Genomic DNA, 16,022 nt, shown 5'->3' with positions numbered 1-16,022 from the left:
CAAGGTCCGTTCGGGCCGGCCGGGGCCGCTGGTCGTGCACGGCCCCGGCCGGGGCTCAGACGGTGAGGTGCTGCTTGGTGTCGGCGGTCTCAGGGGTGATGCCGTGCTGCTCGTCCTCGGGGCGGCCCTTCGCGGGCAGCAGGAAGGTGATCGCGAAGAAGACCACCAGCAGGCACGCCTGGACGATCAGCGCGCGGTGGAAGCCGCCGGTGAAGTCACCGGTCTCGGCCCGGGCGAAGAAGACCGAGCCGAAGACGGCGACGCCGATGGAGCCGCCGACCGCCTGGACCGCCGACAGGACGCCGGAGGCGGAACCGATCTCGTCGTCGTCGACCGCGGCCAGGATGAAGCTGAACAGGGCGGCGATCACCAGGCCGGCGCCGATGCCCGCCACTGCCACGCCGGGGGCGATGTCCCAGATCGAGAACGAGGCGGCGTCGAGGCCGTCGAGCTCGAACCAGAGCAGGGCCGCGCCGGCCAGCTGGACCAGCGGTCCGACCTGGAGCACCTTGCGGCCGATCCGGTCCGCGAGGAACGCGCCGCTGATGGCGCCGCCGATCGCGGTGCCCACGGCGAGCGGAAGGTTGCCCAGTCCCGCCTCGCCGGCGGTGAAGTGCCGGCCGATCTGGAGGAACAGGGTCAGCACGAGCTGAGTGCCGATCAGTCCGCCGAAGAACAGGGCGATGCCGCCGAGGCCGACGGTGAAGGCCGGCTTGCGCAGCAGGCCCGGGGTGACCAGCGGCTCGCGGCCCGCGGCGGCCGTGCGGCGCTGCTGGACGGCGAAGAGGGCGAACCCGATCACCGAGGCGGCCATGGACAGCCAGGTCCACAACGGCCAGCCGTTCTCCTGCCCCTGATTGAGCGGCAGCACCAGCAGGGCGCAGGACGCCACGATCAGGGCGGCGCCGGTCAGGTCGACCCGGATCGTACGGTCGCCCGGCTTCCTGGGCACGAACTTCGCGGCGACGACCAGTGCCGCGAGCCCGATGGGCAGGTTGACCAGGAACACCGAGCGCCACCCCAGGCCGAAGAAGTCGCCCTCGATGAGGAAGCCGCCCAGGACCGGGCCGATGATGCCGCCCAGGCCGAGGACGGGGCCGAAGATCGCGAAGACCTTGGTGAGTTCGGGGCCGGAGAAGTTCTCCCGCAGCAGCCCCAGACCCTGGGGCAGGAGCATCGCTCCGGCGGTGCCCTGCAGCAGGCGGAAGGCGATCAGCGACTCGATGTTCGGCGCGAGTGCGCACAGCAGCGAGGCCGCGGTGAAGGCCGCGAGTCCGATCAGGAACATCCGGCGCCGGCCGTAGCGGTCCCCGAGCCGGCCGCCGAGCACGAGCCCGGCGCCCAGGGTGAGGGCGTAGCCGCCGATCACCCACTGCAGCCCAACCGGGCCGGCGCCGAGGGATCGCTCCAGGTCCGGTCCGGCGACGTTGACGATCGAGGCGTCCAGGAGATCCATGATCTCCGCGATGATCATCACCACCAGGATCAGCCACCGCCACCGGTAGGGCTCGGTCGTCTCCTCGGGAGTGGGGGACGGGTCACGCATTCCAGATACCTCCATGGTGAAGTAATTCCACCATGAAGGTAAAGTGATGGCGGTAGGTTGTCAAAGCGGGTGACCGCGCGGACCGCAGGACCGGCAGACCGGAAGGAAGGGTGGAGGCGTGGAGGAAGCAGCGCGTGACGGGGTCGCCGAGCAGCGCGAGCGGCTGATGGAGTCGCTGAGGAGCTACGGCGGCCACTACACCGAGCTCAGCCGGCGCTTCGCCGCCTGGCTGGGCCTGCACTCCACGGACGCGACCGCGGTCCTGGAGATCGCCGCCGCCGAGGAGCGCGGCACCCCCCTGTCACCAGCGCGGCTGAGCGAGCGGATCCCCCTGTCCACGGGTGCCACCACCGCGCTGCTGAACCGCCTCGAAGCGGCGGGACACATCACCCGGGCCCGCGAGCACTCCGACCGACGCATCGTCACCCTGCGCAGCGGCGCGCACATCCAGGAGCGGGCAGACGAGTTCTTCGGTCCGCTCGCCCACCGGCTCGACGCCGCGATGTCGCACTACCCGCCCAAGTTCCTGGAACAGGTCGAAGCGTTCATGGCCGACCTGAACACCACCATGGACAGCCACCTCACGGAACAGGACGCGGTGGCACCGCGCCCACTTCGCTGACCGGCCCGCCGCCCCGCCGCTACGCCCGGTCGCGTTCGCGCCAGACGGCGGCGGCCGCGCCGGCCGTACCGGCCGCGAGGGTGCCCCACAGGGCGGTGGGGCCGTGGGCGCCCAGGGCGGTGATGGCGGCGGGGGAGACGGCCAGGCCGAAGCCGGTGGAGAGTTGGAAGCGGGCCAGGGTGCGGCCCAGCAGGGCGGCCGGGGCGAGCGCGGTGACCAGGGCGGTCGAGCTGCCGGCGTAGAGGATCTCGCCCAGGGTGAAGGGGACCGAGACCAGGGCGACCGCGGCCGGGCCGAAGCCGGTGGCGAACAGGAAGCCGAGGTAGCCGACGGCCAGGACCGCGCCGGAGCCGGCCAGCACGGTGCCGCGCGACCAGCGGGCCGCCCAGGTGGTCACGGGCACCTGGAGCGTGACCACGAGCACGGTGTTGGCGACGAACACCGCCGCGGCCCAGGACGGCGAGGCGTGCAGTTCGTTCACCAGGACCAGCGGCACCGCGATCTCGGGCACGTTCAGGCAGAACACGTACAGCACGTTGGCCGCCAGCAGCGTGCCCAGCCGGGGCGGCGGTCCGGCGTCCGGGCCCTGACGCACCGTCGGGCCGGCGGCCACCCGCACCGACCAGGCCAGCGCGGCCGCCGTCAGGTACCCGGCGGCGGAGGCCGCCGCCAGTGCCCGCAGTCCGTTCGGCCCGGCGGCCATGGCGCCGGCCGCCAGCAGGGCCCCGGCTCCGAGGCCGGCGTTGCGCACCGACCGGGCGCCCGCCAGCGCGGCGTCCCGCTGCCGACCGGTGCTGACGGTGGCGACCAGGGCGGCGTGGGCGGCGGGCCAGGACTGGTTGCCGACGCCGAGCAGCAGCGCAGCGAGAGCGAACAGCGGCGAGCTTCCCGCCGGCGCGGCCAGCAGCACCAGCACGCCGGCGACCCGTACCAGCATCGAGGCGGCGACCGCGGTGCTGCGCACGCCCCGGTCGAGCCAGCGGCCCAGCGGCGGCAGGCAGGCCAGGCCCGCCACGATGCCGATCGTCATCGCCAGGCCGGTCGCCGTGGCGGACAGGCCCAGCACGGTGATCCCGTACAGCAGCAGGAACGGGCGCAGCAGGCCGGTGCCGAGGGCGTCCACGGCCAGCGCGGCGGCGTAGCGCGGTCCGCCGCCGGCGGCGACGAGCTGACGGAGCGTGAGGCGGGGGCGGACGGGCGGCGGTGCGGTGGCGGTCATGGCGGACACCGTGCGCCCGGGGCACCGGGCGGGTCACGTCGATTGACGATTCCGGTCAACCCGGTCCCTGTGCTCGGCCGCGACCAGGGAGGATGTCCGGGTGACCCTGCGCATCGACCTCACCGGCACGCCCGGCGGACGGATCCGCTTCGCCGCCTCACCGCTGGCCGAACTCAGCGCGATGCTGCACGTGCTGGCGGCCCCTGGCCACCACCCCCAGCTGGCCGGGTGGACCGCCGGGGTGCGCGCCGCGCTGCGGCCCGAACTCGCCGAGCGGCTGCACGAGGCGGAGTTCCTCTGGCGCTCCTCGCGCGCCGACTTCCTGGTCCCGGCCCGGCCGCGGGTCACCCTCGCGGCGGAGCTGGACGAGGTCGACCTGATCGACGACGACCGGTACGCGCACTCCGCCCTGGTCACCACCTGCGGCAGCAACCGGCTGCACTTCGCCGGCCGCTCGCCGCTGCGCGACCCGGAGGCGCGGGCCGACGCGCTGGACCGGGCCCAGGCCCGGGGCACGGCCCAGGAGGCCTTCGCCGAGCGGCTGTTGACCGACCCGGCGGCGGTCCGGGCCCGGATCCGGGAGACCCTGGAGCAGTGCGGCGAGGCCTTCTTCGACGCCGCCTGGCCCGGCATCGCGGTCCGCCTGGCCCAGGACGTGCGGGACAAGAACGAACTGCTGCGGCGTCAGGGCCTGGACGCGGCGATGGCCGCCGTCACCGGTGCGATCACCGTCGGCCCGGACGGCCGCTCGCTGGTCCTGGACAAGCTCCAGGACAACGCCACCGAAACCGGCCCGGCCGGCCTCACCTTCCTGCCCACCCTCTTCGGCCACCCGCACCTGGTCGCCGTCCACGCCCCGGGGTGGCAGCCCGTGGTCCAGTACCCCCTCGCCGAGGCCGGCCACGCCGAGCCGGTCCCGCTGGAGACCGTGCGCCTGCGCCTGGACGCCTTCGCACACCCGGTACGGCTGCGGCTGGTACGCACCCTGGCCCGTGGGCCGCACACCACCGGCGAGCTGGCCCGGGCGTGGGAGCTGACCGACCCCGAGGTCTCGCGCCACCTCGCGGTGCTGCGCCGGGCGGGCCTGCTGACGGCCCGCCGGCAGGGCCGCTACGTCCACTACTCGCTCGACCTGGCCGCCACCGCGGCCATCGGCTCGGACCTGCTGGCCGCGGTGCTGCGCTGACGGATCGTCAGTTGTGACGCCGATCCGTACGCGGGCGCCTGCCGGGTGGGACGAGCCCGTTCAGCTCCCGGCCCCCGTTCAGCTCCCCGCCCCCGGTCGGCGCGCCCGGAACCACGAGGTGCGGGCCGGGACCGGCACCGTGGCGGCACCGTCCTGGAGCACCTCCCGCGCGACGGCCAGGAACGCGACCACCCGCGCCCAGAACGGGGCGTAGCACTCGTTGAACCGCTGGATCGCGCCCGCGTCGCCCCCGATCATCCTCCAGCGCCTGGTAGCTGGCGGAGGTCGACCGCCGCAACCTGTCGGCGGCCGCCGCGGCCTCCTGCGGCCCTTCCAGTTCCACCACGCGCACGAGGTGGCGCAGCGTCGCGTACGCGTCGCGCAGCCGTAGCCGCAGGTCCTTGAGCGCGGCCGCGCGCGACTCGGGATCCGGGTCGGCGTGGGCGTCGTTGACCTTCCAGTACAGGTCTCCCATCTTCTGCGCCTGCTCGATCACGTCCGCGAAGGCGCTGCGCCGCATGGTGTGGCGCTGATCCGCCCGCTGAACCGCCGCCGTCGTCTCGGCCTGGATCCGGGCGGCGCGCGCCGTGCCCCGACTGGTCACCCAGCTCGCCACCACCGCGGTGCCCGCGGTCAGTACGCCCACCCAGAGCGTGTTGTCAGTCATGGCGCCCATTCTTGGGCCGGGCCCGGTGTTTGCGAAGGGCACCGAACTCCCTTTCAGCGCTGCCGGGACCGCCCGCCGCGCCGCAGGACCAGCAGGACCCCGGCCGCCGTCGCGGCGGCGTCCGACCCGAGCAGGGCCGTCACCGGCACACCGGTCGCGGGGAGCTCGCCCGAGGGGGGCCCGACCGGGCCGGGGTCGGCTCCAGGCTCGGGCTCGGGGTCGGCTGGTCGACCGGGACCTCGACCGCGCAGGGCAGGGCGGAGGCGCGGACCGCGCGGGTGACGGCGGCCGGGTCGGCGCAGGTGGTACCGGGGACGGCGGTGTCCACGGTGTTGCGCAGCGACAGGTCGCCCCGGTCCGGGTCGTTCACCGTGACGCTGTACCGGACGGTCGCCGTGGCCCCGACCGCGAGCGGGCCGCTCCAGCGCAGGACGGAGCCGTCCCGGGTGACGGTCCCCGAGGTGGCACTGGCGTCGTCGTTGTAGCGGGCGTCGTCCAGCACACCGGTCAGGTCGTCGGCGAAGGTGGCCGGATCGATCGGGATCTTCCCGGTGTTGGTCGCCGTGACCGTGTAGGTCACGGTGTCGCCCGGCGCGGCGCGGGAGGCCGAGGCGGTCTTGGCGAGCTGCATCCCCGGCGTCAGCTTGCGCACCGGGACGGTCGCCGTGGACGGGTTGGACGGGACGTCGGCGCCGCCCGGCGCGGTGCCGTGGGCGGTCGCGGTGTTGCTGAACTCGCCGGTGAAGGAGTCGTTCACCGTGATCACGTGGCTGCCGGTGCAGACCATCGACGCGGTCGGGGTGCCCATCGGCCCCAGCGCGGTGCGCGGGCAGACGATGTCGGTGACCTGGGGGTCCGTCACGGTGACCGGGTCGAGCGGGGCGGTACCGGTGTTGGTGACCAGGAACTCGTACTGCACGGTGTCACCGACGGCGTACGTCCTGGCCGCCCGGCCGCGCCGCTGGCCCGCGACCGACTTCACCAGGTTCAGCTGGGTCAGCGGGACGACCGAGGACTCCTCCAGGTTGCGGACCAGGTGGGTGTCGATCAGCCCGCCGGTGGACCCGGAGAAGCCGAACTTGTAGGTCTTCGGCGCGGGGGCGTCCATCTGGTACCGCAGCACCTCCTGGAAGCCCTTGCCGTCGTGGAAGTCGATCGTGACGACGACCAGCGGCTTGGCGTCCGGACTGACCGTCAGCCGCACCGTCCGGACGGCCTGTTCCGGGTCGGTCGTGTCCATCCGGAGGTTGCCGGGCAGGGTGGTGACCTGGCCGGACGGCTTGCTCGGGTCCGGCTTCATGGTCGAGACCAGGAAGCAGTAGCCGTCCAGTCCCTCGCCCGGCCCGCGCAGCGTCACCGAGTCGGTCACCTGGTTGTCGCTGATGACCGGTGACTTCTGCCCGGCGGGGCAGTTGAGTCCGCGCTGCTCGCCGTCGTTGGCGAAGTTCCCGTACGCGTCCAGTCCGATGCCCAGGTAGCCGCCCTCCACGCCGGGCACCAGGTTCCGCTGGGCGTAGCCGAGCGAGCCGCCGTCCGCACCCGCCGTCTTCAGGTCGACGCTGCCGTCGACCAGGAAGAACCCGATGCCGTCGGCGCCGTTGCCGCCGTACTGGTACTGCTCGAAGGAGACCATCAGGCCGCCGTTGCCCGGCAGCGGACGGTTGTAGAGCAGCCCGCCGACCCGGTAGTTCCCGCCGTCGGTGAGCTGGAGCCAGCCCGGCGTGACGCCGGGGGCCGGGACGGACGGGGTGGTCTGGGACGCACCGGTGCACGGCCCGGTCGGCGACTGGCCGGCGGGCGGTGCGCCGGCCGCACCGGTCAGGCAGACCGAGTCGAGCGGGACGAAGCCGGGGTCGGCGATCGAGCTGCCCGTGAAGGTCTCGTTCAGCAGTACCGAACCGCCCCCGGCTCTCGGCTTGGGCCGCTCGGGGACCGCATCGGCCCGGTCGGCCACCGGCCCGCCGAGGTTGGCCAGCGCGATCACGGCAGTCACCGCCAGCAGGCGGCGGGCGGAGCGGTAGCGGACGGAAGGGTTCACGGGGGCGGTCACCGGGCAACGCTAAGCGGACCGCCCCCGCCCGCCCGAAGTCCCGCCCTGCGGCCCGCTGTTCTTCATCCGGACAGCCCTACCCGGAGGCGGCGGTCGGCGCGGAGCGGGCGTTTCGCGGCGCCGCCCGGGCGGGTGTGCGGCACAGACTGGGCGGCATGGCTGATCGCGGAGCTGGTGACGGTGAGGTGCTGGACCTGGTGGCCCGGCTGGCGGGGCTGCTGGTGGCGGGAGGTTACGAGGGCACGCTGCGGGCGGAGGAGCGGCTGCGGGCGGTGGCCGCGGCCTATGGGGCGGAGGCGGAGGTGACGGTGCTGGCCGAGTCCGCGGTGGTGTCGATCGGCGGCGTGACGCGCGTGGTGGCGCACACGCCGGAGATCCCGCAGCTGGACCGGGTGAGCGCGCTGAAGCCCTGGCTGGCCCAGGTGACGGCGGGACAGCTGCCGGTGCGTCAGGCCCGGTCCCGGCTGGAGGCCGTCGTCGCGATGCCGGCCCCCTATCCGGACTGGCTGCGGGTGGCGGGGGTCGTGCTGTTCTCCGTCGGGTTCGGGGTGTCCATCCAGCCGACCTGGCAGGAGGCGTGGATCACCACTCTGCTGGGTCTCCTGGTCGGACTCCTCCAGGCCGGGGTACGACGCCTGGGCCGCCCCGGCTGGCTGGCCCCTTTGGTGGCGTCGGCGGCGGTCGGAGCGGTGGTGCTGACCGCCTCCCGGCAGGGCTGGGTGGACGGCGGCACGGTCGAGCTGATGATCCCGGTGCTGTTCGTGTTCATCCCCGGGGACGCGATCACCATGGCGATGGTCGAGCTGTCGGTCGGCCGCTACACCGCCGGCGCGGCCCGCTTCGCCCAGTCCCTGGCCGCCCTCGGCACCCTCGCCCTCGGCCCGGTCCTGGCGGCAGCGGCCCTGGGCCTGGACCAGAGCGACATCTTCGACCAGCCCGTCGCCCCCACCCTCGGCCCGGTCGCCGGCTGGCTGGGCTGGGCGGTGTTCACCGTCGGGGTGATGCTCGTCTTCGGCATGCGCACCCGGGACCTGCCCTGGGCGCTGGCCCTGGTACTGGGCACCTACGGGGTCCAGCTGCTGGCGGTCCGCGCGCTGGACACCCTGGCCGGCACCTTCGTCGCGGCGGCCGCGATGGCCGCCGCCGCGCTGCTGCTCGGGCGCCGCCCGGGGACGCCGCCGCCGTACGTGCTCTACCTCGCCGCGTTCTTCGTCCTGACCCCTGGCTCACACGGCCTGCGCGGCCTGGACACCTGGCTCGGCGGCCACCCCGTCCAGGGCCTGCACGACATCGCGGGCATGTTCGCACTCCTCGCCGCCATCGCCCTGGGCATGCTCACCGCGGCCTGCATCCTGCCCGCCGCACACACCTCCGGCCGACAGCACACCGCCGCCGGAGAACGCAGCACTGGAGCCGCCGCACCGCAGTGAGTAGCACCATCGCGGCGCCGCTCCGATCTGCAAGGCCAGGTCGACAACCCTGGCTCCTGGCTCCTGGGACCGCGGCTCCGCCCACGCGTGGAATGCCGGTACCGGGGAAGTCGCCACTTGACAGTCGTACCGAGGCGGAGGCGTTCATGGAGCCGGGCAGGAAGACACCCGAGCACCGGGTGAAGGCGAGCGAGCGCTTCGCCCGCCATGAGCGCCGGGGTGAGGCCCGCCTGCCTGCCGTGCTGGCGACGCTGGTGGCGATCCTGTTGTACGTCGCGCTGCCGGCGCAGCTGTTGTTGGGGCCGCGGTTCGTGCTCCCGGCCCTGGAAGTGCTGCTGCTGATCCCGCTGATCGCGGTGAACCCGCGCCGGATGACCCGCCAGAACCGGGTCTCCCGCACGCTGTCGCTGGCCCTGGTGGCCGTGATCGGCGTCAGCAACCTGGCTTCGCTCGGACTGCTCGTCCACGCCATGGTCACCAAGCAGGCGAGCAACGGCGGCTCGCTGCTGCTCGCCGCACTGCAGGTGTGGGCCACCAACATCATCATCTTCGGCCTGGCGTTCTGGGAGCTCGACCGCGGTGGTCCCGTCGTGCGCACCCAGGCCGACCGCTGTGACCTGCCGCTCGCCGACTTCCGGTTCTCCCAGGACGAGAACGACGACGCCATCGAGGAGGTGGCCGACGGTTCCGCCCGCAGGAGTGACTGGGTGCCGACCTTGATGGACTACCTCTACGTGTCGGTCACGGACTCGACCGCCTTCAGTCCCACCGACACCATGCCCTTGTCCACCAGGGCGAAGGCGCTGATGAGCATGGAGAGTGTCTCCGCGCTCATCACCACCCTCCTCGTCATCGCCCACGCCGTCGGCGTTCTCGACAGCTAACGCGGTGACCGCAGAAGTGCACCGGGGTCAAGAGCTGCGCGGGAGCGGATCGGGTCGTTGCCCGGCAGCCTGGTCCACCTCGGTGCGGACTCCGCCACCGCGTTCGCCTGCGAGCTGCGGGGGAACTGGGACCGGACACCAGGGAGCCGACGGCCTCCTGGTCGAGAGCCACCCCATGCCCCACGAGTCCTGGACCGCCGTCGAAGAGGCCCTGACCCCCGATCAGCTCGCCGACCTCGTCGACAGTGCCCAGCTACCACCAACTCGCCCACCGCACCGCCGCACCCGGCCGGACCGTCCACCTCTGACGCTCCGCTCTCGCAGGCAGTGGAACCGTCACGCTGACAGCGGCATCGGCACGGCCCCACCCGCTCCAGCGGCAGGGGAGCAGAGCAGGCCGAGGAGTCATGCGTCCAGGGGTCGGCGAGGGCCGTGCCAACCGGCCCTGGCCCGCTGCGCCTGCAGCCTGCTGCCGGTCAGTCAGGATCTCCCTGAGCGCACAGTGGTGTACGCCGACACCCGCCGACGTCGGCTCGACGCCCGGCTGGCATCCTGGCCGCATGGACGCCGACGCCCCCACCCCGGTCCACCTCGACAAGGTGATGGGCGGGTTGGCAGTGAATTCCGCCCTGCCGGCCTCCATGGTCCGGCGACTGTTCGGATGGCGGCGGGGTGATGGGAAGGTGGCGAGGCGGCCGGACCTGTCCGAGGCCATGGTCGCCGAGATCCTGGCGCTCGACGACCACTGGCTCCTGCACAGCCTGGCGCTCAACGACCGTCTGCCGGACCGGTTCCGGATCCGTCTGGCGTCCCATCGGGAGAGTGGAGTGCGGTCCGCGCTCGTCGTACACGCCGACACCGCGCCGAGGGAGATGCTGGAGCAGCTCGTCGGTGATCCGGAGTCAAAGGTCCGCGAGCGCCTGGCCCAGAACCCTCACACACCGCCGGACCTCCGGGCCCGCCTCGTCGTCGACTCCGATCCCGGGGTCCGGGCCGCGCTGGCGAAGTACTGGCCCCAGGCGCCGGAAGAGGTCCGCCGGGTCCTGCTGACCGACCCCGAGGCCGAGGTCCGCGCCGCGGCCTGTTCCACCTATTTCGCGTACGCGCCGCATCCAGTACCGCCCTCGGACCTGCTGCCGGCATTGTTGTCGGACCCGGTGACCCGGGCGGGTGCGGTGATCCACGCCGTCCTCGACGCGGATACCCTGCAGCGGCTCACCCACGATCCGGACGGCGACGTGCGCGGTGAACTCGCCCGGCATCCCGGCCTGCCGCCGTCGGTCCGCGAAGTCCTCGCCGTCGATCCGGAGTTGAGCGTGCGGGTGAAGGTCTTCGCGCGACCCGACACGCCGGAGCACATCCGGGCACAGATCCATGCCTCGGTCCACGAACTCTCGCACTCGCTGGCCGATCCGGACCCGGACGCCGACGACGAGACACTCCTGCGGTGGTCCCGGAACGCCTTCGCACCCACCGAGCTGCGGATCCTGCGCCTACCGTGGGTCACGGCCGATCCACTCCCGCACATCGACTCGCCCTACGTCAGCTTCCGGGTCTCCGCGGCTGCCAGTAAGAGGCTCCCCGCCGACGCGGTGGCCCGTCTGCTCGACGACGAGGAGGAGATCGTCCGGCTCACCATGGCCCACACCGCCCCGCACCTGGTCGATCCCGGGACCGCCGAGAGCATCGAGCGCCGCTACCACCCCCGACGGGACAAGTTCACGTTCTGGTGGGACATGGCGGAGGTACTGACGTTCCCGCCGGCAGTCCTGCGCCGGTTCGCCACCGACCCCGAGCCCCGGCTCCGCTCCCTCGCGCCCCGCGATCCGGATCTGCCCCCGGACCTCGCCGAGAAGCTGGCCTGCGACCCCGAAGCCCGCGTCCGCCAGGCGGTCGCAGCTCACCGCAACCTCCCGCTCCCATCCCTGCGGCGACTCCTCGCCGACTCCTCGGAGCGCGTCGCGGAAGCCGCCGGCGCCTCGCCGTTCCTCCCCGTCGAGCGGATGGAGTGGCTGCTGACCCAAGCGGGCGTGTAGGCGTCAAGTCACCGATCCCCGTCGGGCCGTGGGTGCGGCTCCGGCCGACGTCGCACTCGCGGGCGACCTCCTCGGCCGGTGAATTCCGGCCCGTACCTGCTGCTGGAGGCTTCAGGAGGTGTGCCGGGTGTCGCTGTCGTGTCGGGGCTGCCGTTGGCTGGCGAACATGATGAGGAGGCCGGTGACCTGGAGTACGCCGCCGGTGATGATGCCCCAGGGCAGTGGTCCGGTGTCGCCGCCGGCCAGGTTGTAGAGGATTTGCCAGAGCAGCGCGGCGGCGAGGAGGAGTACACCCCAGCCGTAGCGGCGGGGGTTGCGGACCCAGCGCCTGCTGGTGGGGACGACCCAGCCGCGGGTGACGGCGGCGATACCCGCAGCTGCGAAGAGCATGGCGAGCACGAGGAGGGGTATGGCGATGTACAGCTTCACGGCCGGCTCCTTCGCGCCGGGCCTTCGCCGGACGCAAGCGTGATGATGGCATCAGGCGGGCACAGAGGTCCATCCCCCGGTCGTCCCATGGGGATTCCGTTGCCGGCTACTGATGGTGTCGGTGCGTCAAGTGGTTCGGAGGTGGTCGATGGCGGACTGGACCTCCTGGAGCAGGGTGTCCACGTCGTCGGTGGTGGTGAGGTAGTTGCAGACGCAGGCGCGGAGGACCGTTTCTCCTTGGTGGGAGACGGTGGCGAGGTAGGCGTGGCCGCGGGCCTGGATGCGTGCGGCCACCGCTGTGTGCAGGTCCGCTCGCCGATCCGGGGTGTCGGTGACAGGGTCGGAGCCGGGGTCGGGGGCCAGGCGGAAGCAGACCACGGGCAGCGGGCCGGTGTTGCACAGTTCCAGTGCGGGGTGTTCCTGGACGCGTCGGCGGAGGTGGTGGGCGAGGTCCTGGTAGTGCTGGAGGAGGTCCACCACGCCGGAGCGGCCGAGTTGGCGCAGGGTGGCCCAGAGCGTCAGGGCGCGGGTGCCGGGGCGGGTGAGTTCGATGGTGTAGTCGGACATCCAGGGCCAGTCCTGGTCGCCGTCGAGGTAGGAGGCGCGGAAGGTGAACGCGTCGCGCAGCCGGGAGGGGTCGGTGACCAGGGCGGCGCCGCAGCCGACGGGGACGGACAGGGTCTTGTGCGGGTCGACGGTGAGGGAGTCGAGGTCGGCGACACCCCGGTAGAGGGGGGCGAGTTCGGGGACGAGTGCGCCGAGCCCGCCCCAGGCGCCGTCGCCGTGGTGCCACATGCCCTGGCGGCGGCAGACCCGGGTGATCGCCTCGATCGGGTCGACCGCGCCGCCGGCGGTGCTGCCGAGGTTGGACACGACGCAGAACGGCAGCAGGCCGCTTGCCCGGTCGGCGTCGACCATCGCCTGCAGGGCCCGGACGTCCATGCGCTGGTCCGCCGTGGTGGGCACCGCTCGCAGCCGCCACGGCGGCAGGCCGATCACGGCGGCGGCCTTCGCGACCGACATGTGGGCCTGGTCGCTGTGGTAGGCGGTCAGGCGTGCATGGGCCTGGTCGAAGGCGGGGCCGTCGGTGGCGCCGCGCAGGCGCAGGAACCAGGTCCGGGCGGCGCCCAGGCAGAGCAGGTTGGCCATCGAGCCGCCGCTGGTCAGGACGCCACCGGTGGTCGGTGCCATGCCTGCCAGCGAGGCCAGGTCGCGTACCACTCCGCGTTCCAGGTCCATCAGGGCGTGCTCGCCCATGCCGCAGGTCGCGTTGACCGCGGTCGCCAGCAGTTCGGCGATCACCCCGGCCGGGGACGGCGGTGAGTTGATCCAGGCGAAGAAGGCCGGATGGCCGTTGCCGGTCGGGTACGGGGCGATCGCCCGGTCGACGAAGTCCAGCAGGGCGCCGAGCTCCTGGCCCTCCTGCGGCAGCGCCCCGCTGGCCAGGGCCTGCCGGTGCGCCGGCGGGATGGGCCGGGCCACCGGATGCCGGGTGATCTGCCCGAGGTAGTCGGCGACCCATTCTGCGGCGGCGGCCAGTTCGTCGCGGAACACCTTCGGGTGCACGGCCAGCGGCCCGGTGCCGTCGCCGGACTCCAGCCGGGTCGAGGGAAGGCGTGGCGGGCGGCCGGTCATCGGCGGTGTCGGCATGGACGGGGGCACTTTCGTTCAGCGGGTCGGCCGGACGGCCATGATCCAGAACGACAGCCGCCGGTGTTGGTAACGGTCTCGATCAGTCCGAATCACCGACCCGGTTCCCGAGCCCGGCGGCCGTTCGCGAACCGGTGTCCCGAAGGAGGCCGACGTTGATCGAACGTGTCGTCAGCCGGGTACCTCTCGTACGGGCATCCGCTCCCGACCGTGCCAGTCGGCGGCCCTGGTCAATTCATCGTGGTGTCCGTGCCGTTGTGGCGGGGCAGGTGCCGGGCCGGCGTGTAGCGTCCGGCCGGTGAACAGCCTGAACAGTGGTGCAGCCGGTGTCTGTCCGATGACGACCGGGACTGCCGAGAGCGCCGGGGCCGGGGCGGTCGTGCGTACTGGCCTGCGCGGGGCCCGTGACCCGTACGCGGTGTACCGGTGGTTGCGGTCCGAGCACCCGGTCTGCTTCGACCCGGAGCTGGGGTTGTGGCTGGTGTCCCGCTACGCAGATGTCGACCAGGTGCTGCGGGACGTGGATACGTTCGGCAACGCCGGCACCCTGGAGCCGATGTGGCCCATGGACCCGGAGGCCGTACGGGTACTGGGGGAGAGCGGCACAGTGCCGGTCGCCTCCACCACGGACCCGCCGGAGCACGCCCGGCTGCGCGCCGGTATGACCGCGGCCTGGCCGACCACCCCGCGCCGGGTGGCGGCCCACGAGGCGATGCTGAGCGGGCACGTGGCGGCGGCGGTGGCCGCCTTCGCCGCCCGGCCCGCCGGTCGCGGCGACCTGGTGGCCGACCTGGCCGGACCGCTGTCGGCCAGGGTTTTCACGGCCCTGTGCGGGATCCCGTTGTCCCACCATGCGCGCATCGCCGCGGCGGCCCGCGGGCTGACGGGCCTGGTCTGGGACCGCCAGCCCGCGCAGGTGCAGCGGCACACCGCGGCCGAACTCACCTGGCTCAACGAATTCTGCTCCGAGGTGATCGCCGACCGGGCCCGCACGCCGTCCAAGGACGTGGCGGGAGCACTGGTGGCCTGGCGCGGCCCCGGCGGGGAACACCTCACCGGCCAGGAGGCGGCCTCCCAACTGGCCGAGCTGCTGATCACCAACGCCGAGGTGATGCCGCTGCACCTGGCCAACACCTGCTACCACCTGCTGCGCACCGGCCACTTCACCGGCCTCGCCGCCCGGCCCGACCGGGTACCGGCCGTCTGCGCGGAAGCACTGCGTCACTGCACCGCCGTCACCGGCTGGCTCAAGTCGACCCGGCGCGAGGCACGCCTGGCGGGCGTGACGATCCCGGCCGGGCAGCAACTGCTGCTGCTCCTGGGGTCGGCGTCCCGTGACGAGGCGACCGGTCTCGCCGATCCGGACACCTTGGATCCGGACCGGCGAGACGCTCCCGCGCCGCTGGCGTTCTCGGTGGGCATCCACCACTGCCCTGCCGCGGCCTTCTCCCGGCGCCTGGCCGAGCTGCTGGTGGCCGCGCTGGCCCAGGCCCTTCCCGGGCTGCGGCTGGAAGAGGCCGACGAAGGGGCATGGGCCCGGACCGATCTGGGGATTCACGGACCTGAGCGGGTGTCTGTCAGCTGGTAGCTGCCGCACCGGCCCCGGAAGGCAACCGAGCTTCCCGGGCCGGTGCGGTGGCAGTCAGAAAGTCCGGCTGCCTGCGGGCCGGTCAGGCAGGCTCCTCGTGGGCCCGGCACCCAACTACGGCCCCTGGCCCGCCCGTTGTGCCGACTGTCAGGCGAGGGGGCCCAGCAGGGTACTGCCCACCGCGTCGCCGTCCTCGTCCAGCAGGTAGGCGGTCCACCCGGTCAGATACTCCTCGAGCGTGATGTGGCCGTCGCCGTCCTGGTCGAGCGCCCTGGACGCCGCCTTCGCCTCGGCAGGCTCCAGGCCCCAGGCGGTGAGGAACGCCTCCATCTGTTCCACCGGCGCGACACCGTCGTCGTCGGAGTCGATGGCCGCGAACTCGGCCTCGAAACCGGACCGCAGATCGTGTGCCAGCTTCGCTGGGTCGCCGTAGGTGCCCGACAGCGCCTGCTGGAACTCCTCGCGGCTGATCCGCCCGTCCTGATCGGCATCGGCCTGTTCGAGCAGGACGGTCCAGCTGCGGCGCCACTCCCGCAGCAGCGCCGCCTCCTTGGCCGAACCGTCGGCCAGGCCGGTGGCCCGTGCGATCGATTCCGCGAGAGCGACGAAGTCCCGCTCCTCCAACACCCCGTTGCCGTCCGCGTCGAACAGGTCGAACGCGCGATCGTACTTGCGGCGGAGCACGTCACTGGTCACTGAGAAGCCCTTTCGAGGG

At 73.0% G+C, this 16,022-nt stretch carries 13 protein-coding genes; 6 read left to right on the top strand and 7 right to left on the bottom strand.

The genetic code is table 11. The features are described from left to right. Positions 1 to 55: 55 nt before the first annotated feature. The gene (locus tag ABT118_RS22980; protein WP_350671998.1) at positions 56 to 1,546 is read right to left on the bottom strand and encodes an MFS transporter; all 1,491 of its coding nucleotides are present in this window, start codon (positions 1,544 to 1,546) and stop codon (positions 56 to 58) included. Between the two features lie 166 nt (positions 1,547 to 1,712). On the opposite strand from ABT118_RS22980, the gene ABT118_RS22975 reads away from it, so the two are divergent. Then, a complete protein-coding gene (locus tag ABT118_RS22975) occupies positions 1,713 to 2,168 on the top strand; it encodes a MarR family winged helix-turn-helix transcriptional regulator (RefSeq protein WP_502884645.1) in 456 nt (151 codons plus the stop codon). A gap of 19 nt (positions 2,169 to 2,187) precedes the next feature. Here the strand turns inward: ABT118_RS22975 and ABT118_RS22970 are convergent, their stop codons facing one another. Continuing rightward, positions 2,188 to 3,387 carry an MFS transporter gene (locus ABT118_RS22970; protein WP_350671993.1) on the bottom strand — a complete coding sequence of 400 codons (1,200 nt, stop codon included), beginning with the start codon at positions 3,385 to 3,387 and terminating at the stop codon, positions 2,188 to 2,190. 100 nt (positions 3,388 to 3,487) lie between these two features. Here ABT118_RS22970 and ABT118_RS22965 point away from each other — a divergent pair, with 100 nt between their 5' ends. Next, positions 3,488 to 4,573, top strand: a complete 1,086-nt coding sequence (locus ABT118_RS22965; RefSeq protein WP_350671990.1) for a DUF5937 family protein — start codon at positions 3,488 to 3,490, stop codon at positions 4,571 to 4,573. Between the two features lie 7 nt (positions 4,574 to 4,580). Here ABT118_RS22965 and ABT118_RS22960 read toward each other — a convergent pair whose 3' ends face one another. Next, the gene (locus ABT118_RS22960; protein WP_350671988.1) at positions 4,581 to 5,240 is read right to left on the bottom strand and encodes a hypothetical protein; all 660 of its coding nucleotides are present in this window, start codon (positions 5,238 to 5,240) and stop codon (positions 4,581 to 4,583) included. Between the two features lie 139 nt (positions 5,241 to 5,379). Then, entirely contained in the window at positions 5,380 to 7,290 is a 1,911-nt protein-coding gene (locus ABT118_RS22955; protein WP_350671985.1) for a CLIPPER-2 domain-containing protein, read from the bottom strand. Positions 7,291 to 7,445: 155 nt separating this feature from the next. Between ABT118_RS22955 and ABT118_RS22950 the strand changes: the two genes are divergently transcribed. The 3 genes from ABT118_RS22950 to ABT118_RS22940 all read left to right on the top strand — a co-directional run bounded on the left by ABT118_RS22950 (position 7,446) and on the right by ABT118_RS22940 (position 11,640). Next, on the top strand, positions 7,446 to 8,720 hold the full coding sequence (locus ABT118_RS22950; RefSeq protein ID WP_350671984.1) for a threonine/serine exporter family protein: 1,275 nt from the start codon (positions 7,446 to 7,448) through the stop codon (positions 8,718 to 8,720). 146 nt (positions 8,721 to 8,866) lie between these two features. Beyond that, entirely contained in the window at positions 8,867 to 9,604 is a 738-nt protein-coding gene (locus ABT118_RS22945; RefSeq protein ID WP_350671983.1) for a hypothetical protein, read from the top strand. Positions 9,605 to 10,011: 407 nt separating this feature from the next. Then, the gene (locus tag ABT118_RS22940; protein ID WP_350671981.1) at positions 10,012 to 11,640 is read left to right on the top strand and encodes a hypothetical protein; all 1,629 of its coding nucleotides are present in this window, start codon (positions 10,012 to 10,014) and stop codon (positions 11,638 to 11,640) included. 111 nt (positions 11,641 to 11,751) lie between these two features. On the opposite strand, the gene ABT118_RS22935 is transcribed toward ABT118_RS22940, so the two are convergent. Together ABT118_RS22935 and ABT118_RS22930 are read right to left on the bottom strand one after the other, a co-directional pair. Further along, entirely contained in the window at positions 11,752 to 12,069 is a 318-nt protein-coding gene (locus ABT118_RS22935; RefSeq protein WP_350671979.1) for a hypothetical protein, read from the bottom strand. A gap of 126 nt (positions 12,070 to 12,195) precedes the next feature. Beyond that, positions 12,196 to 13,719 carry a pyridoxal phosphate-dependent decarboxylase family protein gene (locus tag ABT118_RS22930; protein WP_350671978.1) on the bottom strand — a complete coding sequence of 508 codons (1,524 nt, stop codon included), beginning with the start codon at positions 13,717 to 13,719 and terminating at the stop codon, positions 12,196 to 12,198. 337 nt (positions 13,720 to 14,056) lie between these two features. On the opposite strand from ABT118_RS22930, the gene ABT118_RS22925 reads away from it, so the two are divergent. Continuing rightward, positions 14,057 to 15,307 carry a cytochrome P450 family protein gene (locus ABT118_RS22925; RefSeq protein ID WP_350671976.1) on the top strand — a complete coding sequence of 417 codons (1,251 nt, stop codon included), beginning with the start codon at positions 14,057 to 14,059 and terminating at the stop codon, positions 15,305 to 15,307. A gap of 147 nt (positions 15,308 to 15,454) precedes the next feature. Here the strand turns inward: ABT118_RS22925 and ABT118_RS22920 are convergent, their stop codons facing one another. Then, positions 15,455 to 16,003, bottom strand: coding sequence for an EF-hand domain-containing protein (locus ABT118_RS22920; protein WP_350671974.1), 549 nt, complete (start codon positions 16,001 to 16,003; stop codon positions 15,455 to 15,457). Positions 16,004 to 16,022 lie beyond the last annotated feature (19 nt).

This window comes from Kitasatospora sp. NPDC002040 (genome assembly GCF_040296785.1).
Classification (GTDB): Bacteria; Actinomycetota; Actinomycetes; order Streptomycetales; family Streptomycetaceae; genus Kitasatospora.
Note: the sequence above shows the minus strand (reverse complement) of the source record. Positions and strands in the feature narration are given on the sequence as shown.